Raw genomic sequence first — 21,509 nt, forward strand, 5'->3', positions numbered from 1 at the left:
CACCTTATGAAGCCTTTTACTGACTGGATTCGCACTTAGATGTTGAATGTAGGGTGCGAGTCTAAACTGAAACGTATAGCTAATCTGAAACTTCTTTACAACTATAAGTTATTTTAAAAAAGATTGATCTGATAAAACCCGTAGTGGTTGCATGTCGCTTTCTCCTTTAATAACTAAAGATGGATCTGAACGTAAACAAGTACCACCATAATGTCCCCCTGCCGTAAAAGTACATATTTGAACATAACGATTATCTACTTTAGGCAAGCACCATAATTCTTGATAAATATTTTCTTGTTTAGCAAATCTTCCAACCGTTTTATCTAAAATCTGTTCTTGGTTACTTACTAATTGAATATCACTACCGCGACGACCTGCAATAGGTTTAACTGCATAACCTTTTTTTATTAAACTTTCATTGAGTTCAAACGTTGATTCTAATAAATAACGATGATTAGGAAATAAAGACCACAATACCGGTAAAATCGCTTTATTACTTGGGATAACTGTCCATAGCGGTTCAAAAACTGATACCTCCGGTCGCAATAATACATCAATTAATCTTACCGCGTTCTCTGGATGACCAGTCCGGATTGGTAATCCCGCGGTTTGAGCTTCGCTTTCTTGGCGAAGTTGTTCTAAAACCGTTTCCCAAGCCCATGTTTTCCATACACAGGTAACTTGACGATCCTCGTCATCAACTAAACGCCCTTGTTTATCCCAATGAAGAGCATCTAAACCGCATAGAATTTTACTACTAAAACCCGCTTGAGTTAACGCTTTTTGCATAAAAAGAGCATGATAGTTTTCCTCACTATCATTATCTTGCATGATGTGAACAAAAGGCTTGGCATCACTATGTTTCCAACAACTTGCCAGAGAATTAAGTAATCCTTCACCTGGATTGGTACCTTCTGTTAGTCCAGCTTGAATTGCCCATTTTTGTAAAATAATACTAGTTTCAGTATGACATGATGCTGAATCAGCATTGTATTCATAAACTTTTAAACCTCTTTCATCCATGCAAAAATCTAATCGCCCCGATATCATCTGATATCGACGTTGTTGCCATGATAAACGTAATCTTGGCCATAATATTTCTGGAATATTAAAATAATGTAATAAATTATTGTCTTTTAGAACTTTATCAGTTGCATACAAATACATTAAGTGTAATTCATTTGTTGCACGGATTAACTCTTGTTCCGCACTATCAGAAATAGTGAAATAACGATACTGATCATCATGATTAACTGCATGACCTGTTGCTAATATGTAGGCTTTTTCTAGTGGTTCTTGTTCATTTAACCAATGGTTTTCAAATTGCTTGAGATTATTAATGCGAACATTATGAATAGTAAGTAATGATTTGGGAACATGTGGTTGTGGCAAGCTGTACCTCGTATCCTCCGTTTGAATCATCCAGCCTAAAATAGTGGTATCATCAAAAGTATCATGTAATAGATAACCACTATCGGAAACAGTCATTGTAAGCTCACGAGTCCATTGCTGACCTTTTGGTAGTCTGGTATGTGTCAAATTTTGCTCAACAATTCTAACTTTATCTGCAAATACTTCAGTGATAATGGCTATATGCCCCGTTCGTTTGAAAACCCCACCATCATCCCAAACTAATAAGGCACCTACTTCTGGCTTTTTTTTGCTACCATTAGCAAATGCTTGCAGCGGTAAAATAGCTTCATTAATCACTTGTCGTAAAAAACGTAGTGAGAAAATTTCATGCGCCATACCAACATCAGTGAAAACAACACCATGATTTAAATATAGAAATCGCCGAGCAAATTCAACGCATTGCCATTTATAGCCCATATATTCACGCTCCAAATAGTTGCGAAATGATGAATCATCAGGATATTGCTGTTTATTCAATGATTCATAATCAGATGAATAAATTGCCACTCCTCCTGGCGCATAACCTAATAATGTACCAAAAGGTTCCTTATGATCTGGATTAACTAACATACTGCATTGACCTTCCATTGATAAATAAAAAATTTAAAACCGTACTATGTTAAAATCTATTTATCATAGATCAATTTATATGCTTTAAAAAGCAATGTTTAAATTTAACTTACTTGAAGTAGAATAAAATGCCTATATATTGTAATTATTCTCGGTAGCAATACCTCCCACAATATATGCCATTAAAATGAGAAAAATAAAATTATGCAACAGACTAAATTAAATGAATTATTAGATTTTCCATGCTCTTTTACTTATAAAGTGATGGGAGAAGCTAAACCTGAACTCGTTGATAAAGTGATTACTGTTATCCAACGTCATGCACCTGGAGATTATTCTCCTTCGATAAAACCAAGTAGTAAAGGTAACTATCATTCTGTATCAATTACGATTAATGCAACACATATTGATCAAGTTGAAAATTTATATAAAGAGTTAGGTGAAATTGATATTGTGAGAATGGTTTTATAACACTTTACTTTTGTATTATTCTTAGCTACAAATAGAGCCTTATATAATATAAAAACAATGAGGCTCTAACATGAAACCAGAAACAATTGCTATTCACGCAGGTTACACACCAGAATCAACTACACATGCAGTTGCGGTACCTATTTATCAAACTACTTCTTATGCATTTGATGATACCCAACATGGTGCAGATTTATTTGACTTAAAAGTACCTGGTAATATTTATACTCGTATTACTAATCCAACGAATGCTGTAATCGAAACACGCGTTGCTAAACTTGAAGGTGGTATTGGCGCTTTAGCAGTTGCTTCAGGTATGGCCGCAATTACTTATGCTATTCAGGCCATTACTTTCGCTGGTGAAAATATTGTTTCTGTTGCTAAACTTTATGGTGGTACCTATAATTTACTCGCTCATACTTTACCCAACTTTGGTATTACCACTCGTTTTGCTCCTCATGATGATTTACCTGCACTCGAAAAGCTAATAGATAATAAAACTAAAGCATTATTTTGTGAAAGCATTGGCAATCCAGCGGGCAATATTGTTGATTTAACTGCACTTGCAGAGATTGCTCACCGTCATGGCATTCCTTTAATTGTTGATAATACCGTTGCTAGTCCAGCACTTTGCCGTCCATTTGAATTTGGTGCCGATATTGTTGTGCATTCTTTAACTAAATACATTGGTGGGCATGGTAGTAGCTTAGGTGGCATGATTGTTGATTCTGGTAAATTTCCTTGGAAAGAACATGCTGAAAAATACCCAATGTTAAATCGACCTGATCCCTCTTATCATGGCGTTTCTTACACAGAAACTTTCGGCAATGCCGCATATATTGCTCGTTGCCGAGTTATTCCGTTACGAAATATGGGAGCAGCGCTATCACCATTTAATAGTTTCCTGCTATTACAAGGGCTTGAAACGCTATCGTTACGTATGGAAAGGCACTGTCAAAATGCACTTAAAGTTGCTCAATACCTTGAATCACATTCGCAAGTAAGTTGGGTAAATTATGCTGGACTACCTAATCATCCTGAACATCATTTAGCCGTAAAACAGATGGATAAAGGCTTACCCGCTGCAATATTATCGTTTGGAATTAAAGGGGGTAAACAAGCCGGAGCCAAATTTATTGATGCATTAAAACTAATAATTCGATTGGTTAATATTGGCGATACTCGATCGCTTGCTTGTCACCCTGCAACTACCACTCATCGTCAATTAAATGCAGAAGAACTAGAAAGAGCCGGCGTTAGTCAAGATATGATTCGTTTATCCATTGGCATTGAGCATATCGATGATATTATTGCCGATTTGGATCAAGCTCTAAAAGCAGCTCAATAAAGAAAAATAAGATAAAATGGGGACATAAGATTTTCCCCATTATTCATAATTTAAAGTGACTAACCTAGAATTTTGGCTAATTCTTTAGTTACTTCAGAGACGGCTTTGGTTCCATCAATACAAAAATATTTAGTATTACCTTTTTTAGCTTCTTGTTGATAATAATTGATTAGCGGTTTAGTCAATTCATGGTATTCAACCAGACGTTTACGGACAACCTCTTCATTATCATCTTTACGGATTATTAATGGTTCACCAGTTATATCATCAACACCGTCAACTTTTGGTGGATTATAACGAACATGATAAACTCGACCAGAATCAGGATGAACTCGACGTCCACTTATACGATCAATAATAACTGAATCTGGTACATCAAATTCAAGAACATAATCAAAATTTATGCCCGCAGCTTTCATTGCATCCGCTTGTGGTACGGTACGAGGAAAACCATCCAATAAAAAGCCATTGGCACAATCACTTTGGGCAATACGCTCTTTAACTAATGCAATAACTAATTCATCGGTAACAAGTTTACCCGAATCATTCATTATTTCTTTAACTTGTAAACCGAGTGGTGTACCTGCTTTTACTGCTGCTCGTAACATATCACCAGTTGAAATTTGAGGAATACCATATTTTTGCATAATAAATTGTGCTTGAGTTCCTTTCCCCGCTCCAGGAGCACCTAATAAAATAATTCGCATAAAAAAACCTCTTATGGCTTGAATAAATAGACTTCTTTATTCTGGTAAATAATGAAATATAACTTTACTGCTTGATATTAATCCGTCAGTTGGACAAATGTAATTAATGGCTCCACAACCTTTGATTATTTGAGCTGATTGTTGACAAATAGGACAAATAAACTGTTCGAAGTAATGTTGTTTACAGTGAGGGCAGTTATAATGCTGTGGTGAAACCACATTCATTTTATTATGACATGTAGGACATAAGCCTTCTTGATTATTATTCACAGTTTTGTTTGTCATAAACTATTTACGTCCTTTAACATGTTTCATTAACCGGCGTCGTTTACGTTGCTGCGCTGCGGTTAAACTATTTTTTCTACCTTCAAATGGGTTAGCACCTTCTTTAAATTGAATTCGAATTGGTGAGCCCATTATCTTTAATGACCGTCTAAAATAGTTCATCAAATAACGTTTGTACGAATCAGGTAAATCTTCAACTTGATTGCCATGAATAACGACAATTGGAGGATTATAACCACCCGCATGAGCATATTTTAATTTGACGCGACGGCCTTTTACTAATGGAGGTTGATGGTCATCTTGTGCCATTTGCATAATTTTAGTTAATAATGCCGTATTAACTCGACGAGTAGCACAATCATAAGCTTCTTGAATTGAATCAAATAAGTTACCAACACCACTACCATGTAGAGCTGAGATAAAATGTAAACGCGCAAAGTCAATAAAGTCAAGCCGATCATCTAAGGTGGTTTTAACTTGTTCTTTAATATCTTGTGATAAACCATCCCATTTATTAACAGCAATGACTAGTGAGCGCCCACTATTGATAATAAAACCGAGTAGCGATAAGTCTTGATCTGAAATGCCTTCTCTTGCATCGATGACCAAAATAACGACATTAGCATCTTCAATGGCTTGTAATGTTTTAATAACCGAAAATTTTTCAACTACTTCGGTCACCTTACCTCGTTTACGAACGCCTGCGGTATCAATTAAAATATATTCACGCTCATCACGTGTCATGGGGATATAGATGCTATCACGTGTGGTACCAGGCATATCATATACCACAACACGTTCTTCGCCTAAAATTCGGTTAGTTAGTGTTGACTTTCCAACATTTGGACGACCAACAATAGCAACTTTAATTGGTTGGTTAATTAGTGATTCAATTTCATCTAACGCTAGATCATCATAAGATTCAGGTAAATCTTGATATTGTTCCTCGCTGTTTTCGCTTGAATCTGAATCATCTTCATTTTTAAATTGAAAAATAGGATCTAACACAATTTCAATTAATGAACTAACTCCACGACCATGACTGGCAGCTATTGGGTGAATATCACCCAAACCTAAAACATAAAAATCAGAAATTGCCGTATCGGTATCAATACCATCAATTTTATTAGCAACTAAAAAGGTGGCTTTTTGTCGGGAACGCAGATGTTTAGCAATCGCATGATCAGCAGGCATTGCGCCTGCTCTAGCATCAACTAAGAAAAGAACAATATCAGCTTCTTCGATGGCTTGTAAAGATTGTTCAGCCATAAAGCTTTCAACACCATCTTCTGTGCCATCAATACCGCCAGTATCAATGACAATATATTCATGACCTTTAATTTCAGCACGCCCATACTTGCGATCTCGGGTTAATCCGGGAAAATCAGCAACTAACGCATCTCGAGTTCGTGTTAATCGATTAAATAAAGTGGACTTTCCAACATTTGGTCGACCAACAAGTGCTACTACAGGTACCATTATAACTCTCTAACTAGTTTAGTTTTTTGTAAATGCATAAATATCGCCATCTTTTGCTTGAACAATTAATTTATTGTCCGCCACTAATGGTTTGGATATTAACCCACTACTATTTACTTTTGTTTTAGCAGTAAGTTCACCATTTTCAATATTTAGCCAATATAAGTAACCTTCAAAGTCACCTATAACTATATAATTTTGGTAAATTACAGGATCTGTCAATTGACGGTGTAGAAAATCTGATTGTTTCCAAAGCTCTGCGCCACCATTTTTAGAAAGAGCCTGAATATTATCATCTTGATCAACTACAAATAGTCGATCGGAGTTAACTGCAAAACTATGGGTGCTACCTAGTTGTTTACGCCATACAATTTGACCATTACTTAAATTAAGCGCCACAACATTACCATTATAACCAACAGAATAAACCAAATTTCCTTCAACAACAGGTGTAGAATCGACATCGTTTAATTTGGCGATTTCAGTTGAGCCTGATGGTTGAGAAATACGTTGTTGCCAGATTAATTGGCCATCTTTAATAAAGTAAGCATTAACCCGTCCATTATCATCACCTAAAATTGCAGCGCCATGAGCTATGATTGGTGTTGAATTGCCTCTTAAGGATAATGGTGGAACTTCAAGAGATACATCCCATAAATTATCACCGGTATCGCGATTTAATCCTTGTAAAGCACCGTTAGTAGTATGGACAATTAATTTATCTTCAAATGCAACTGGGCGCGCTAGAACCTCACCTTTTACTGATTTTTCCCATACTACCTTACCAGTGTTACGATCTAGTGCGTAAACGACTGCTCGTTCACTACCTACATATACATATTTATCATCAGCACTCATTCCACCAGAAAATAGCGCGGTTTGGCTACTAAACAGTGAGCTTTTGGATAAATTTACATCCCATAAGGTTTTACCACTTGATAAATCAACCGCTTTAACTTGTCCGCTTCGACTTGCTACATAGATAGCATTATCATAATTAACAGGACCCAATAACGAATAAATATGGGTATTACCTGAAGTGCTATTTTTCCATACTTGCTGAATAGGGAATTGATTATTTACCTCTGGTGACGGTGAAACCTGAACAATTTCTTCTTCTCCACCAAACAAAGAACATCCAGCAAGTGAGAACATTAAAACAGCGGTAAAAAAATTTTTGGATAACTTCATTTTATAGACCCTTATAGCAGGATAAATTAATTGTTACTTTCTTCTGTTGTGGTTTGTTTAGTTTGAATTTCTTGTGCTGCTTTTTCTTTAGCAGCTTGTGCTTCTTGCTCAATGAGTTGCTTGGCTTTTAAATATTCAGCTTGATTTAATTTCATTTTAATATTTGTTTCTAATTCTTTCATTGGAGAGGAAGATAGTACTACTTTATATGCATCAACTGCTTGTGCATATTGAGTCATTTTCATTAATACATCACCACGGATACTATTGACAACAGGAGCCCAATTTTGTTCCGTAACATTGTTTAAAGATGCCAAACTTTCTTGATATTGGCCTTGTTGAGATTGCAAACGTGCTAGTCGAATATAGATAATTGCTTGTATAGGTTCGGCATCTGTTTTCTTCAATGCGTCTACCAAAAATGCTTGCGCCCCAGAATAATCTTTTAACACTTCAACATAAAATTGTGTAGCACGAAGATCAGCAAAAACACCATAAATACTATTATTATTTTTAGCAAAAGCGACTAGTTCATCAACCGAAGCCGGATTATTAGCATCTAATTTAGCAATTAATTGTTCATAACGATCAGATGCTTCAATTGATTGTTGTCTTTGATAAGATTGCCAATAACGCCATCCCCAAAAAGCTAAGAAACCGACAATAATAACAGCAACAATAATTTTCCACGTTTTTGCAATAAACTCTTTTATCTCGGCAAATTGTTCTTCACTTGATAATTGATGACTCACGTTTTTCTCCTATTTACCTTACTTTACACGATAGCTAAACAAGTTTGAACAATCTCTTTTTGTGCTACTTCAACTTGTTCGCCGGTTAGTAAATTCTTAATTGTTACTGATTGGTTAATAATTTCGTTTTCTCCAATAATAATAGCTATTTTAGCACCTAATTTATCGGCTTTGGTAAATTGCTTTTTAAAATTACCCGAACCATAATTTGTCATAATTCGTTTATTTGGTAAATTATCACGTAATTGTTCTGCAATATTTTGGGCTAAAGAAATTGTTTTTTCTTCACCCGAAGTGATCATATAAATATCAATAGAATTGTCACAATTAAGTGATGGATTAACAGCTTGAACGAGTAGAACCAACCGTTCAACTCCCATCGCAAATCCAACTGCTGGTGTTGGCTGCCCTCCCAGCTGGCTAACAAGTCCGTCATAACGGCCACCACCACAAACTGTACCTTGAGCGCCTAAACTGTTAGTGACCCATTCAAACACAGTTCGATTATAATAATCTAAACCTCGCACTAATCTTTGGTTTATAGTGTATTTTATCCCTGCATTATCCAACAAGCGACACAAGCCATCAAAGTGCTTTTTAGATTCTGCATCAATATAATCAAACAATTTAGGTGCGTGATCTAACAGGTTTTGAACCTCAGCGTTTTTTGAATCAAGTACGCGTAATGGATTAGTATACATTCTACGTAAGCAATCTTCATCCAGTTTATCTTTATGCTGCTCTAGAAAACTGACCAATGCTTTACGATAATTCGCTCTGGCATCTAATGAGCCAATAGAATTTAACTCAAGCGTAGCATGTTTTTCAATACCTAAAGCTTTCCAAAAACGAGCAGTTAGTAAAATAAGCTCCGCATCGATATTCGGTCCTTCAAGTCCAAATACTTCAACACCAAATTGATGGAATTGACGATAACGTCCTTTTTGCGGTTTTTCATAACGAAATGCGGGACCTAAATACCAAAGACGTTGTTCTTGATTGTAAAAAAGGCCATGTTCAATTCCAGCTCTAACACAACCGGCTGTAATTTCGGGACGCAATGTGATACTTTCATTGTTACGATCGTTAAAAGTATACATTTCTTTTTCAACAATATCGGTTACTTCACCTACTGCACGTTTAAATAGTGCTGTTTCTTCAACAATTGGTGTTCTAATTTCATTATAACCGTAACTATTTAATACATTTTTGACTATTGTTTCAATCTTTTGCCAACTAGCACTATCTGTTGGAAGTAAATCGTTCATTCCTCGTATGGATTGGATCTTTTTCTCTGTCATTTGTTTATTCACTATTTAATAAAATTATAATTCAGTGGTTGCGATTCGGTTTTTTAATATTAATGCCTTTGCGCGAATTTTAGCTTCTAATTCATCAATCATTGATTCATTATCAATTCGGCCAATTCGCACACCATCTTCATAAAAACCACTTTTACTATGCCCTCCAGCAACGCCCATTGTAGAAGCTAAAGCCTCACCTGGACCGTTTACAACGCAACCAATAATCGATACATCCATCGGCGTAATAATATCTTCTAATCGCTGTTCTAAAATATTTACTGTATTAATTACATCAAATTCTTGACGAGAGCAAGTCGGACAAGCAATAAAATTAATACCTCGGGAACGAATTCGTAATGATTTTAATATATCAAATCCAACTTTTACTTCTTCAGTTGGATCAGCGGCCAATGATACTCGCAAGGTATCACCAATGCCTTCTGTTAATAACAAACCCAAACCTATAGCAGATTTAATTGCTCCACTGCGAACACCACCTGCTTCGGTAATTCCTAAATGTAAAGGTTGCTTAATCTGCTTTGCTAATAACCGATATGCTTTTACAGCAGTAAAAACATCTGAGGCTTTAACGCTGACTTTAAACTGATCAAAATTGAATCGATCAAGTATATCAACATGCCGCATAGCAGATTCAACGATCGCTTGTGGAGTAGGCTCTCCATATTTTTCTTGAATATCTTTTTCAAGTGATCCAGAATTAACACCAATTCTAATTGGTATATTTTTATCTTTAGCGCAATCGACCACTGCCCTAATTCTGGATTCATTACCAATATTACCAGGATTAATTCTTAAACAATCAACACCATAATCTGCCACTTTTAAAGCTATACGATAGTCAAAGTGAATATCGGCAATAAGTGGTACTTTGCTTTGTTGTTTAATAAATTTAAAGGCCTCTGCAGCGTCCATTGTTGGAATTGACACTCGGACAATATCTACACCAACCCGTTCAAGAGCATGGATTTGTGCAACTGTTTTTTCGACATCCGTCGTTCGAGTATTCGTCATAGATTGAACAGCAATAGGAGCGCCATCACCAATAGGCACATCGCCGACATAAATTCGGCTAGATTCTCTCCTGATAATTGGTGAATCTTGATGACTCATAAGATGCCTAACTATATAATAAAATAACTAACCTGTTATTTTAACAAGATTTGAGACAAATGTCTGTATCAGAATAACAAAATTTGCTAACTATTAATATGATTGGATGAAGGGGAAATATAGTGACTAACTTCAACAATATTACTTCTACTTTCTTTACTTACAAAATAGATTGTTATACCAAGAATACAAACTACAGTAAACATGATTATACATAATAGCCACTTACTTCGTTTTTTCTTTTTAGGGTTTAGAAGGTGATTAGTTACTTGGTTAGGCATATATTGTTGAGCTAAAAGATCTATAAAAGGTTGATATTCATCTATAGATAAACCTACAAGGTCAGCATAAGAACGAATATAACCTTTTAAAAAAACGAAAGGAACATCAATCATTTGGTCGTTTTCAATATCAACAATCACAGCTTTACAAACATAAATTTGACTAGCAATATCGTCTTGAGTTAGCCCCTTTTGTTCCCTCAAACTGGATAGCATCATACCCAATGAAATATTGTTCATTATTCCCTCATGAATTATCTTAGTTGTGAATTTTTTCCATTTCACTTATTTTTACATATTTTTATAATTAATCAATTTTTTTTTGCAGTAACCCATGGAGTTGGCTTTGCAATTTCGTTTTTCGCTGCTACTAGTAGCAACTCATATTTATCTTGCTTTAAGATTTGAAGCATAACTGTAGTATATTCAAACGTTTCAACTAATGATTTTCTTAGTAAGATATTAGCTAAAAGCAATTCGCTACTTATACCACCTACACTGATGGGTTTGCTTTGCGCCAAAACCCAACAATGGGCGCTCAATATACCATGCATCGTCTTGAGTAACAAGAAGCATTTCAAAATGGTCACTTAGATATTTGGCTAGAGTTAAATGTTTACCAAAATAATTTTAGACTTTTTCTACAAATTTGTCGGCAAGCTAATGTATCGGTCAAACATTTACATTTATGCGACGCATAAGGACACGACTGCACTATTTCAGGTATGACCAAATACAACATATAACTGAATCGACTAAATATTTTTTATAAACTAACTCCAAATTAGTAAACAGTAATATTTTTTACCACGACGAAGTAATGTATAACGATTGAATAGTTTATCATTATTTGAAAAATTATAATCTATTGTAGTGATACGCTCTCCATTAACTGAGATTGCATTTGATTCAATCATGGTTCTTGCTTGCCCCTTTGATGGTGCAAATTCAGCATTAACGATTGCTTGTTGTAAATCAACATCACTTGCCACAGTTAATATTGGCATACCATCTTGGGCTAACTGAGCAAAATCATCCTCAGATAAATCGCTTAATTTGCCTGAAAATAAGCTTTGTGTAATACGTTTTGCCGCAATTAATCCTTCCTCGCCATGTACCAAACGTGTTACTTGTTCAGCTAGCACGTATTGTGCACGAGGAGCAACACCACTATTTTTATCCTCTACTTCCAAAGCATCAATTTCACTTAGTGGCATAAAGGTAAAGAATTTTAGGAATCGATAAACATCAGCGTCAGCTGTATTAATCCAAAATTGATAGAATTTGTATGGGCTTGTCTTTTTCGGGTCAAGCCATACCGCACCACTTTCTGTTTTACCAAATTTAGTTCCATCTGATTTAGTAATAAGTGGAACGGTTAAACCATAAACTTGTTTTTGATGTAAACGACGTGTTAGATCAATCCCCGCAGTAATATTGCCCCATTGATCTGAACCACCAATTTGCAAAACAACATCATATGCTTTATTCAAACAAGAAAAATCATAAGACTGTAATAAACTGTACGAAAATTCAGTAAAGGAAATACCAACATCATCACGATCAATACGTTGTTTAACTGATTCCTTGTTAATCATGGCATTAACAGAAAAATATTTACCAATATCACGTAAAAATGTTAGTACATTCATACCACTAAACCAATCATAGTTATTGGCAACAATGGCAGCATTTTCACCACAGTTAAAATCCAGAAATGGCGAAACTTGTTGTTTAATTTTTTCACTCCATTCAACAACCGTCTGTTCAGTATTTAATTTACGTTCAACTGCTTTAAAACTTGGGTCACCAATTAATCCTGTTGCACCACCAACCAGAGCTATTGGTTTATGTCCGGCTAATTGAAAGCGTTTTAAACAAAGCAAAGGGACTAAATGGCCAAGATGCAAACTATCCGCTGTTGGATCAAAACCACAATAAAGTGCAATAGGATTGTGTTCAATTAACTCAATTAGAGCTTTCTCATCTGTAAGTTGAGCAATCAGTCCACGTTCTTGCAGTTCTTTGATCACATTTTTTGTCATGATATTTACCTATTAAATTTTGTTTCGTTTATATTCTATTTTTATTAGATTTATTCAGTTTTAGTATGATAACGTTTATACGCTTGTTTAAAATGATCTGCCACTATTTCATTCGGTTTTTTATCACATAAGCTAACAATAACTATTGCTATTGATGCAAATAAAAATCCAGGTATAAGCGAATAAAGATTAAACCAATTAAAATTAATCCAGAGCAATACCGTTACTGCCCCAATTATCATTCCAGCTAACGCCCCATTACGAGTCATACGAGACCAGAAAACTGAAAAAACAATAATAGGACCAAACGCTGCGCCAAATCCTGCCCATGCATGACTAACTAAATCAAGTACACTATTGTTTGGATTAATTGCCAATAAGATGGCAACTAATGAAATAAATAACACCATTATACGACCAACCCAAACAAGCTCTCTTTGTTTTGCTTTTGGTCTAAAAAAAGCACGATAAAAATCTTCTGTTAGAGCACTTGAACAAACCAATAACTGACAACTTAATGTACTCATCACGGCAGCTAAAATAGCTGCAAGTAAGATACCTGCAATCCAAGGATTAAAGAGTAATTTAGATAATTCAATAAAGATACGCTCATGCTTACCATTATCGATTAAATAAGTTAAATTCGGATGATTAGCAAAAAAGGCAATACCAAAAAAACCAACCGTAATTGCACCTAATAAACATAAAATCATCCATGTCATGCTGATGCGGCGAGCGTTTTTCATCACTTCATGAGAATCAGCCGCCATAAACCTTGCTAAGATATGCGGTTGACCAAAATAACCAAGCCCCCATCCTAGTAATGAAATAATGGCAATAAAGTCCATGTGGGCAAATATATTAGTATAATCCGGATTTAAGGACTTAATATTGATCATCGCATCATTAAATCCACCGGCATTAATCATGACCATAATTGGTGTTAAAATTAATGCAAACATCATTAAACTAGCTTGAATAGTGTCTGTCCAACTAACCGCTAAAAAACCACCAATAAAAGTATAGGCTATTGTCGCACCTGCACCTGCTAACATCGCCCAACCATAGCTCATACCAAAAGTACTTTCAAATAGTTTTGCTCCTGCAACTACTCCTGACGCACAATAGATAGTAAAAAAGATTAGAATAATAACGGCAGAAATAATCCGTAATAATGAGCTTTTATCATCGAAACGACGAGCAAAATAATCAGGTAAAGTTAATGAATTATGGTTGATTTCAGTAAAAACACGCAATCGTCCAGCGATTAATAACCAATTCAAATAAGCGCCAATAATTAAGCCAATTGCAATCCAACTTTGACAAATACCAAACAAAAAAACAGCGCCAGGTAAGCCCATCAATAACCAACCACTCATATCTGAAGCCCCTGCGGAAAGCGCTGTTACAACACTACCTATACGACGTCCACCCAGAATATAATCACCAAAACTTCGTGTTGCTCGAAATGCAAAAAAGCCAATTGCAATCATGCCTAAAATATACACAGCAAAGGTGACAATCATTGGTAATGACATATAGTTATAAAATCCTGTTTATAGATTCAAAAATTGGTCAGCTAGCTTATCATAAAAACAGCGCGCTAAAAAGCAGGTGATGCGTGAATATGATGTCTGGTAAGAGAAAAAGATATTAAAGACAAAAACGACTTTTTAAGATATCACATTTTAATTAAATGAGCTGCCATTAACTTGTTACAAAAATCAATTTTAAATTATATAAATACGATAAATAAAGTATATAATAATAACTAACTATTTTTAATCTGAATTATTTTGTGAAACAAGCAACCCGAATTCAAATCCTAGCTCGACTAAAAGATCATATCAAAGATCCCACAACCGAACTTATTTATACCACCCCTTTTGAGTTACTTATAGCAGTTGTCCTTTCTGCTCAGGCAACCGATGTTAGTGTTAATAAAGCGACTAAACTTCTTTTCACCATTGCCAATACAGCAGAACAAATTTTAGATCTTGGGGTTGATAAACTAAAAAACTATATTCGTACAATTGGGCTTTACAATAGTAAAGCCGTAAATATTATTAAAACTTGTCAAATATTAGTTGATAAATATCAAGGTGAAGTGCCAGAGAATTTTGAATCGCTTATTGAGCTCCCGGGCGTTGGTAGGAAAACCGCGAATGTGGTCTTGAATACGGCTTTTGGTTGGCCAACTATTGCCGTTGATACACATATTTTTCGAGTTTGTAACCGAACTGGATTTGCTTCTGGAAAAACTGTTGAAGATGTTGAAAAAAAATTGCTTAAAGTGGTTCCTTATGAATATAAATTAAATTGCCACCATTGGTTAATTTTACATGGGCGTTATACTTGTATTGCTAGAAAACCACGTTGTGGAGCTTGCGTTATTGAAGATTTATGTGAATATAAAGCGAAAATCTATCCTGAGTGAAAATCAATGTCTAATAAATTTAAATTAAGTCATGATGATATCAATTTATTTAAAAACAGTATTGGTAATATCAAAAAACTAAAACAAGATACTGTTATCCATAAACCATTAAAACAACAACAGAATTGTGTTGACTCTCGAAAACAACTACATGAAAAAATTAACACAGAGTTCTATTTTTCTGATGATTATCATCCGTTATTGCAAGAAGATCCAATCCGTTACAGTCGAGAAAATGCAGATCCTAATGAAGTAAAAAAATTACGTCGAGGCTTCTATGAACCAGAATTTTTTTTAGATTTACATGGATTAACTCAGAAAGAAGCAAAAAAAGAGATTGCAGCACTTATTGCAGCATGCTTACGCGAAAGAGCACTTTGCGCTTGTATCATGTATGGACATGGTAAAAACATACTAAAAAAACAAACGCCAATGTGGTTGGCACAACATCCGCACATTATTTGTTTTCATCAAGCACCTAAAGAATTTGGTGGTAACGCTGCTTTACTTGTTTTATTTGATCTCAATAATGAATTAACTAATAATCAAAATTTATAACAATTTGATATAAAACGATATTTAATAATTAATAGGAAATCATAATTACTAAATTAATATCGTTAAAAACAAAAAAGCCAGCTTAGTGATACCAAGCTGGCAAACATTGGAAGCAATGTGAGCAATGTCATACTTTTTCAGAAGTCTTTCGACGCTCTAATAAAGTACAACTTAATGATAATAATTCTCATTATTAAAAGCAAGCATTATTTTGACTTTTTGCAAAAAATTCAGGATTTTTTTCTTCTTTCTATAAATTAGTTATTTAATTCTAATCACTATATAACATGAAAAATAGAACTTATCCCTGTATCAGAAAGGATCCTAAATATATTAAAAATATAAGGCTTATAGATTTTTATTTATGATAAATAATCTCAACACCTTCTTCATCACTGTCATCCCAGTCATCAAAATCACCTTCGTCATCAAATACATCACCCATTGCTTTTTGATGATAATCATCCCACATAAATTCAACTTTTTCGGTTGGTAATTTTTCTGGTTCTTTCTCGCGGGGATGATTATTCATATATTCCATTAAATCCCAACACAATGCTTTAATACCTTTTTGATTAACTGCAGAAATAACGTAATAGTTATCTTGCCAATCAAGGGCATTGGCAATTTCACTCGCTCGCTTAGCACTGCCTTCTTCACCTAATATATCCATTTTATTAAAGACTAACCAACGTGGCTTATTAGCTAATTTCTCACTATATTGATGAAGTTCTTGGATAATCACCTTGGCATTTTCAATGGGATCTGATCCATCAATTGGAGCGATATCAATTAAATGAACCAAAACACGACAGCGTTCAAGGTGTTTTAAAAAGCGAATTCCAAGCCCCGCTCCATCTGAAGCACCTTCAATTAATCCAGGAATATCAGCCACAACGAAACTTTGCTCATTATCCATTCTTACTACACCTAAGCTTGGTACTAATGTAGTAAACGGGTAATCTGCAACTTTAGGTTTGGCTGCAGAGACAGCACGAATAAAAGTTGATTTCCCCGCATTGGGCAAACCTAACATACCAACATCAGCAAGCAATAGTAGCTCTAACAGTACATCGCGCTTTTCACCTGGCGTACCATCTGTTTTTTGCCTTGGTGCTCGATTTACTGATGATTTAAAACGTGCATTACCAAGGCCATGAAATCCACCTTTTGCAACTAATACCTTTTGCTGGTGATGCGTTAAATCACCAATAATTTCTCCAGTATATTTATCAGTTATTCTTGTTCCAACGGGGACTTTAACTGTGATATCACGCCCTCTTTTACCTGTACAATCAGAGCCTTGACCATTTTGACCACGTTCGGCCCGATAATTTTTTTCAAATTGAAAATCCACTAGAGTGTTTAAATTTTCATCGGCAATAAAAAACACATCACCACCGTCTCCGCCGTCACCACCATCAGGCCCACCTTTTGGAATATACTTTTCACGACGAAACCCGACACAACCATTGCCGCCATCACCAGCTTCGACTCGGATTGAAGCTTCATCAACAAATTTCATTATTTTTCCTCTTTTTTTCGGTTAAGTAGCCAACCTTTTCTTGGATGCCATATTTGGTGTCCAATTGTGGCAAACATAGCACCAGCAACTACAGAAATCGCGCCAATATAACCTAAAATATTTAAATATTGCATAGCAAATTTATCTGGCCAGATTAATGCAAATAAATCTGAAAAAATTAACGCAAACAATGGAGTAAGTGTTGTTAATGCACTTACTTGAGCGGCTTGCCAGCGCTCCATTGCCATAACTAAAGCGCCATAAGCGATAATAGTATTTAAACCACAAAATATTATTGCAAATAATTGTGTTGCATCAGCTTTAGCTATCTCGGTAGGTGAAGCAAATGGCCATAAAAAGATGGTACAAATTAGATAAATTAACCAAAGTAATTGTTCTGCTCGTAATTTACGTAATAATACTTTTTGCGCCAGCGCATAACAAGCCCAAGAAATTGAAGCTAATAAACCCAACCAAACACCGATAGCATATGAAGACATATTAGTAAAAAGATCATTAATATTTTTATTAAAAAATGATACTAATCCTATAAGTAATACTACAATGCCAATAACCTGTGTTGGTCTGAGTTTTTCCTTAAATACAAAAGCACTTGAAATCATAAAAACAACAATACCCATTTGACCAATAACTTGAGCTGTTGTGGCCGATAGATACTGAACAGCACTAGCAAATAATGCGAAATTGCCCAATAATCCAAATCCAGCAATCATCAATAAGATAAAACGACGACGTTTTTTGAAAATAGCAAAATTAGGAAATTGCTTTTTATAAGCCAACCATATAGTAATACCAATCGCTGAAATACTTAAACGAGACCATGCTAAAGTCAATGGATCAACAACGACCAATGCATATTTCATTGCAATAGGTACAATTCCCCACATAACAGCGGTTAACATAGCTAATGCAAAACCTAATTTAACATTTTGTTGTTTTATCATAGTGAATAAATTTATGTAATATTCAAGAAATGAAAAAAGCCCCACAAGACTGTGAGGCTTCTATTTACTTTTGTAATCGTTGTTAATTAGCTGTTAGCAACTACACTAACATAACGACGATTTTTAGGTCCTTTAACTTCAAATTTAACTTGTCCGTCAATTAAAGCAAATAAGGTATGATCGCGACCACAACCTACATTAGTACCTGGGTGGAATTGAGTTCCACGTTGACGAACTAAAATATTACCAGCAAGAACTTCTTGACTACCATAACGTTTTACACCTAAACGTTTACTCTGGGAATCACGACCATTACGTGATGAACCACCAGCCTTCTTATGTGCCATTGTTCGATACTCCTATTAAGCGATTGCAGTGATCTTCACATCAGTAAACCACTGACGGTGACCTTGTTGTTTACGATAGTGCTTACGACGACGAAATTTGACAATTTTTACTTTGTCACCACGACCGTGTTCAACAATTTCTGCTTTAATTGTTGCACCTTCAACAAACGGAGCACCAACTTTGATGTCTTCACCATTTGCTACCATTAAAACTTTATCGAAAACAATTTCTGAACCTGTTTCGACTTCAATTTTTTCCAAGCGAACGACTTGCCCTTCGCTGACTCGGTGTTGTTTACCACCACTTTGGAAAACTGCGTACATACATAACTCCGCAATAAAAAGCAGACGATCACTGATTTAACAAATATGTCTGCATTGATTAATCTTATAGGGCGTGAATTTTACGCAAAAATAGAATTTGTTGCAAGTGCTGTTTAGCAAAAGATCGCAAAAAGTTATAAAAAAAGCAGTGTTATACTATTTTAGGTTACAATAACCATTAATTATTATTCATCTAATCGACTCATTATATTAATCATGCCAAATATCTATATGTCGATAAAAAAGCAACCGTAATAGTTTAAATATTAACTGATTAACATCATGGGTGTTTTTTCGAGACAATTACTTTAGTTGCATTAACTATATATCAATCCAAATAGCCAATGATAAATAGGATTTAGTTAGAAAAGTCATTTGGTTAGCAATAAAAAAGTTTATTCATAATTGGAAAAGTATGGTAAGTTAATCCACCCTAGTGATAGGATAAATTATTATTTATTATAGTGTAAAAGACACAAAATTGAGTATAAGGTTAGGTTTGAAATGTCAATATTGGTAAATGCTTATTCTACTATAACTAATCCTCCCACCATTGATTTTAATTGTAAAAATCTGAATCAACGTGGATTAGAGGATCCAGAATTCATTGAGCATCTTAATGGTTTTTTTGGTTATATAATGAAAGCTGGTGATGGGCAGATGAATGCACGTCGTTATGCTTTATATCGTCATATACAAAGAGTTAAACATCAGTTTAGCTTTGAGATTGAAGAAGATGAATTCATAGAGTTTGTAGCTTGGGGGTGGCAAGCAAATGTCATTATTTTTATGCCTGATGGCACTATCCGTAATCCTGATGGTGGAGTGTTACAATATCCTGATGGTAATTTTGATTTAGATGCACAATTTCCTTATCCATTTGAAGCATTACAACGTAAAGCAAAAACTGAACAGTATTTAGCAACTTTAGGATTAAATACGCCTATTAGTTTACCACCTGTAGTAGCAGAGTCCGAAGTAATACTAAGAACTCCAGAGGAGATAGCCAAGCGTGCTTTAGCGGTAATGTTAACCTCTATTCAAGCTGACAACTTTCGAGATAACCAAGTTATTGATCCAATAGAGCTGGAAGAATGTTGTCCAATGGGCTTTGCAGCTTTGTCTGATAATGAGCGTGAATTTATTAATAGTAAGCAGCCAACAGAGCAAGATATTGTTAATATGTCTTGGCGCTATGAAGCTTTATTGCCTTTACAATGGGCTATCAATTGGCAATCAGATTTACCTTTTGCTGATACTTTTTGCGATGTTTCTTCATTAATTGAAAAGGGTATGCAGTTTAATGTCAAGAAAATATCTACAGTGACCTTAAGATCTGTCGATGAATTGTTAGATGCTTTAGATTTACATTACCGTTTACATTGGATAGCAAGAGATTTTCGGATTAAAGAAAAGCAACCTTCAGAATCTATCATGGAGGGAGTCATTGCAGAGAGACATTATGCTTTAAATTGGTTAACAAATTTTGAAGATGCCGATTGGGATGATGTGGATACACCTACCTGAGATTTTATCTTGCTATACAGTTAACTAATATGTCTATTATATTGATAGTTTTTTTATAATTGATTAAAAATAATACCATTACCCGGTTTTTTTAGAAATAGTGAGAAAACATAAAGTGATAATGGATAACCGAGCGCAACCAAGTAAATTGAAAGTTACTAAGGTATCACATCATAAAACGTTATCGATATTTCGTGTTGTTTAATGATAGAAAAAGCAAAAAATAACTGTTAAAAGTTATTGCAAATTATTATTTTAATTTTATAATTAGCCGACTAAATAAATTGGGTAACAAATAGTTGATTTATAATTCTAGAAAACTTCCTTCTCGTGAAACCTTAGCTCGAGCACAAAGATTTAATGATGATATTGTTGATGTTTCAGGCGTTGATTTGGTTCTAAGCTTGATTACAACTGCCGATCTAATTCGTTCAAATATATATGCTCAGTTGGCTAATGATTATGATGTGTCTGAAGGAAAATTTGCTTTATTAATGTCATTGTTTTCTGAAGGTGAAACCTGTGCTAGTGATCTAGCATTACGGCTAGGTGTAACACCAGCGACGGTATCAATAATGGTTAAGCGCATGCTAGTTGCCACAGAACCTTTGATCTCGATGTCAAAAAGTGGTGAAGATGGTCGCTCACGCTTAATAGCATTAACTTCAGCAGGTGTAAATCTTATTCAAAATGCATTACCCAACCACCTGAAATCTATTCGCGCTTTTGCTCAGGTACTTAATTCCCAAGAACAAGAGGCTTTAATATTGATGTTACGTAAATTGTTACGGAAATAATTCACTTTGAAAGGTTAGAGTGTTCATATTTTTAATTAAATACTTAGCTGAC

General features: G+C 34.9%; 22 protein-coding genes. 6 read left to right on the forward strand and 16 right to left on the reverse strand.

Going from position 1 to position 21,509, the window contains the following annotated elements:
* Positions 1-108: 108 nt before the first annotated feature.
* The gene (gss, locus tag Q0K76_RS11655; protein ID WP_294615846.1) at positions 109-1,983 is read right to left on the reverse strand and encodes a bifunctional glutathionylspermidine amidase/synthase; all 1,875 of its coding nucleotides are present in this window, start codon (positions 1,981-1,983) and stop codon (positions 109-111) included.
* Positions 1,984-2,187: 204 nt separating this feature from the next.
* Here gss and ybeD point away from each other — a divergent pair, with 204 nt between their 5' ends.
* Both ybeD and Q0K76_RS11665 read left to right on the forward strand, forming a co-directional pair.
* Positions 2,188-2,454 carry a DUF493 family protein YbeD gene (gene ybeD, locus Q0K76_RS11660; protein WP_065557289.1) on the forward strand — a complete coding sequence of 89 codons (267 nt, stop codon included), beginning with the start codon at positions 2,188-2,190 and terminating at the stop codon, positions 2,452-2,454.
* A 70-nt stretch (positions 2,455-2,524) separates the two neighbouring features.
* On the forward strand, positions 2,525-3,802 hold the full coding sequence (locus Q0K76_RS11665; RefSeq protein WP_294615847.1) for a bifunctional O-acetylhomoserine aminocarboxypropyltransferase/cysteine synthase: 1,278 nt from the start codon (positions 2,525-2,527) through the stop codon (positions 3,800-3,802).
* Between the two features lie 59 nt (positions 3,803-3,861).
* On the opposite strand, the gene adk is transcribed toward Q0K76_RS11665, so the two are convergent.
* From adk to putP, 11 genes are all read right to left on the reverse strand, one after another.
* The gene (gene adk, locus Q0K76_RS11670; protein ID WP_294615848.1) at positions 3,862-4,509 is read right to left on the reverse strand and encodes an adenylate kinase; all 648 of its coding nucleotides are present in this window, start codon (positions 4,507-4,509) and stop codon (positions 3,862-3,864) included.
* 36 nt (positions 4,510-4,545) lie between these two features.
* On the reverse strand, positions 4,546-4,794 hold the full coding sequence (locus Q0K76_RS11675) for a zinc-ribbon domain-containing protein (protein ID WP_294615849.1): 249 nt from the start codon (positions 4,792-4,794) through the stop codon (positions 4,546-4,548).
* A 3-nt stretch (positions 4,795-4,797) separates the two neighbouring features.
* Positions 4,798-6,273, reverse strand: a complete 1,476-nt coding sequence (der, locus tag Q0K76_RS11680; RefSeq protein ID WP_294615850.1) for a ribosome biogenesis GTPase Der — start codon at positions 6,271-6,273, stop codon at positions 4,798-4,800.
* 18 nt (positions 6,274-6,291) lie between these two features.
* Entirely contained in the window at positions 6,292-7,464 is a 1,173-nt protein-coding gene (gene bamB / locus Q0K76_RS11685; protein ID WP_294615851.1) for an outer membrane protein assembly factor BamB, read from the reverse strand.
* A 26-nt stretch (positions 7,465-7,490) separates the two neighbouring features.
* A complete protein-coding gene (locus Q0K76_RS11690; RefSeq protein WP_294615852.1) occupies positions 7,491-8,216 on the reverse strand; it encodes a tetratricopeptide repeat protein in 726 nt (241 codons plus the stop codon).
* Positions 8,217-8,239: 23 nt separating this feature from the next.
* A complete protein-coding gene (gene hisS, locus Q0K76_RS11695) occupies positions 8,240-9,517 on the reverse strand; it encodes a histidine--tRNA ligase (RefSeq protein ID WP_294615853.1) in 1,278 nt (425 codons plus the stop codon).
* A gap of 24 nt (positions 9,518-9,541) precedes the next feature.
* Positions 9,542-10,651 carry a flavodoxin-dependent (E)-4-hydroxy-3-methylbut-2-enyl-diphosphate synthase gene (ispG, locus tag Q0K76_RS11700; protein WP_294615854.1) on the reverse strand — a complete coding sequence of 370 codons (1,110 nt, stop codon included), beginning with the start codon at positions 10,649-10,651 and terminating at the stop codon, positions 9,542-9,544.
* Positions 10,652-10,737: 86 nt separating this feature from the next.
* Positions 10,738-11,172 (reverse strand): helix-turn-helix domain-containing protein, encoded by a 435-nt coding sequence (locus Q0K76_RS11705; protein WP_294615855.1) that lies wholly within the window; start codon positions 11,170-11,172, stop codon positions 10,738-10,740.
* Positions 11,173-11,243: 71 nt separating this feature from the next.
* Positions 11,244-11,453: a hypothetical protein gene (locus Q0K76_RS11710; protein ID WP_294615856.1), complete on the reverse strand. Its 210-nt coding sequence runs from the start codon at positions 11,451-11,453 to the stop codon at positions 11,244-11,246.
* Positions 11,454-11,705: 252 nt separating this feature from the next.
* Positions 11,706-12,980: a tyrosine--tRNA ligase gene (gene tyrS, locus Q0K76_RS11715; protein ID WP_363322493.1), complete on the reverse strand. Its 1,275-nt coding sequence runs from the start codon at positions 12,978-12,980 to the stop codon at positions 11,706-11,708.
* A 47-nt stretch (positions 12,981-13,027) separates the two neighbouring features.
* A complete protein-coding gene (gene putP / locus Q0K76_RS11720; protein WP_294615858.1) occupies positions 13,028-14,515 on the reverse strand; it encodes a sodium/proline symporter PutP in 1,488 nt (495 codons plus the stop codon).
* Between the two features lie 260 nt (positions 14,516-14,775).
* Here putP and nth point away from each other — a divergent pair, with 260 nt between their 5' ends.
* Together nth and smrB are read left to right on the forward strand one after the other, a co-directional pair.
* A complete protein-coding gene (nth, locus tag Q0K76_RS11725; RefSeq protein WP_294615859.1) occupies positions 14,776-15,414 on the forward strand; it encodes an endonuclease III in 639 nt (212 codons plus the stop codon).
* A 6-nt stretch (positions 15,415-15,420) separates the two neighbouring features.
* Positions 15,421-15,972, forward strand: coding sequence for an endonuclease SmrB (gene smrB, locus Q0K76_RS11730; protein ID WP_294615860.1), 552 nt, complete (start codon positions 15,421-15,423; stop codon positions 15,970-15,972).
* Between the two features lie 358 nt (positions 15,973-16,330).
* Here smrB and cgtA read toward each other — a convergent pair whose 3' ends face one another.
* From cgtA to rplU, 4 genes are all read right to left on the reverse strand, one after another.
* Positions 16,331-17,497 (reverse strand): Obg family GTPase CgtA, encoded by a 1,167-nt coding sequence (gene cgtA, locus Q0K76_RS11735; RefSeq protein ID WP_294615861.1) that lies wholly within the window; start codon positions 17,495-17,497, stop codon positions 16,331-16,333.
* Positions 17,497-18,462, reverse strand: a complete 966-nt coding sequence (locus Q0K76_RS11740) for a DMT family transporter (RefSeq protein WP_294615862.1) — start codon at positions 18,460-18,462, stop codon at positions 17,497-17,499. The genes cgtA and Q0K76_RS11740 overlap by 1 nt, the downstream gene beginning before the upstream one ends.
* An 86-nt stretch (positions 18,463-18,548) precedes the next feature.
* Positions 18,549-18,809, reverse strand: coding sequence for a 50S ribosomal protein L27 (rpmA, locus tag Q0K76_RS11745; protein WP_034915250.1), 261 nt, complete (start codon positions 18,807-18,809; stop codon positions 18,549-18,551).
* A 15-nt stretch (positions 18,810-18,824) separates the two neighbouring features.
* On the reverse strand, positions 18,825-19,133 hold the full coding sequence (gene rplU / locus Q0K76_RS11750; RefSeq protein WP_220218678.1) for a 50S ribosomal protein L21: 309 nt from the start codon (positions 19,131-19,133) through the stop codon (positions 18,825-18,827).
* A 504-nt stretch (positions 19,134-19,637) separates the two neighbouring features.
* On the opposite strand from rplU, the gene Q0K76_RS11755 reads away from it, so the two are divergent.
* Positions 19,638-20,660, forward strand: a complete 1,023-nt coding sequence (locus Q0K76_RS11755) for a DUF4272 domain-containing protein (protein WP_294615863.1) — start codon at positions 19,638-19,640, stop codon at positions 20,658-20,660.
* A 299-nt stretch (positions 20,661-20,959) separates the two neighbouring features.
* Positions 20,960-21,457 (forward strand): MarR family winged helix-turn-helix transcriptional regulator, encoded by a 498-nt coding sequence (locus Q0K76_RS11760; RefSeq protein WP_294615864.1) that lies wholly within the window; start codon positions 20,960-20,962, stop codon positions 21,455-21,457.
* Positions 21,458-21,509: the final 52 nt, after the last annotated feature.

Source organism: uncultured Gilliamella sp. (assembly GCA_945271295.1).
Lineage (GTDB): Bacteria > Pseudomonadota > Gammaproteobacteria > Enterobacterales > Orbaceae > Gilliamella.

Excerpts from the sequence above, each read along its gene's own strand:
- rpmA (WP_034915250.1), bottom strand. The coding sequence starts at position 18,809 with ATGGCACATAAGAAGGCTGGTGGTTCATCACGTAATGGTCGTGATTCC.
- hisS (WP_294615853.1), bottom strand. The coding sequence starts at position 9,517 with ATGACAGAGAAAAAGATCCAATCCATACGAGGAATGAACGATTTACTT.
- Q0K76_RS11675 (WP_294615849.1), bottom strand. The coding sequence starts at position 4,794 with ATGACAAACAAAACTGTGAATAATAATCAAGAAGGCTTATGTCCTACA.
- Q0K76_RS11705 (WP_294615855.1), bottom strand. The coding sequence starts at position 11,172 with ATGAACAATATTTCATTGGGTATGATGCTATCCAGTTTGAGGGAACAA.
- adk (WP_294615848.1), bottom strand. The coding sequence starts at position 4,509 with ATGCGAATTATTTTATTAGGTGCTCCTGGAGCGGGGAAAGGAACTCAA.
- putP (WP_294615858.1), bottom strand. The coding sequence starts at position 14,515 with ATGTCATTACCAATGATTGTCACCTTTGCTGTGTATATTTTAGGCATG.
- Q0K76_RS11740 (WP_294615862.1), bottom strand. The coding sequence starts at position 18,462 with ATGATAAAACAACAAAATGTTAAATTAGGTTTTGCATTAGCTATGTTA.
- gss (WP_294615846.1), bottom strand. The coding sequence starts at position 1,983 with ATGTTAGTTAATCCAGATCATAAGGAACCTTTTGGTACATTATTAGGT.
- bamB (WP_294615851.1), bottom strand. The coding sequence starts at position 7,464 with ATGAAGTTATCCAAAAATTTTTTTACCGCTGTTTTAATGTTCTCACTT.
- rplU (WP_220218678.1), bottom strand. The coding sequence starts at position 19,133 with ATGTACGCAGTTTTCCAAAGTGGTGGTAAACAACACCGAGTCAGCGAA.
- ispG (WP_294615854.1), bottom strand. The coding sequence starts at position 10,651 with ATGAGTCATCAAGATTCACCAATTATCAGGAGAGAATCTAGCCGAATT.
- cgtA (WP_294615861.1), bottom strand. The coding sequence starts at position 17,497 with ATGAAATTTGTTGATGAAGCTTCAATCCGAGTCGAAGCTGGTGATGGC.
- ybeD (WP_065557289.1), top strand. The coding sequence starts at position 2,188 with ATGCAACAGACTAAATTAAATGAATTATTAGATTTTCCATGCTCTTTT.
- smrB (WP_294615860.1), top strand. The coding sequence starts at position 15,421 with ATGTCTAATAAATTTAAATTAAGTCATGATGATATCAATTTATTTAAA.
- Q0K76_RS11755 (WP_294615863.1), top strand. The coding sequence starts at position 19,638 with ATGTCAATATTGGTAAATGCTTATTCTACTATAACTAATCCTCCCACC.
- Q0K76_RS11665 (WP_294615847.1), top strand. The coding sequence starts at position 2,525 with ATGAAACCAGAAACAATTGCTATTCACGCAGGTTACACACCAGAATCA.
- der (WP_294615850.1), bottom strand. The coding sequence starts at position 6,273 with ATGGTACCTGTAGTAGCACTTGTTGGTCGACCAAATGTTGGAAAGTCC.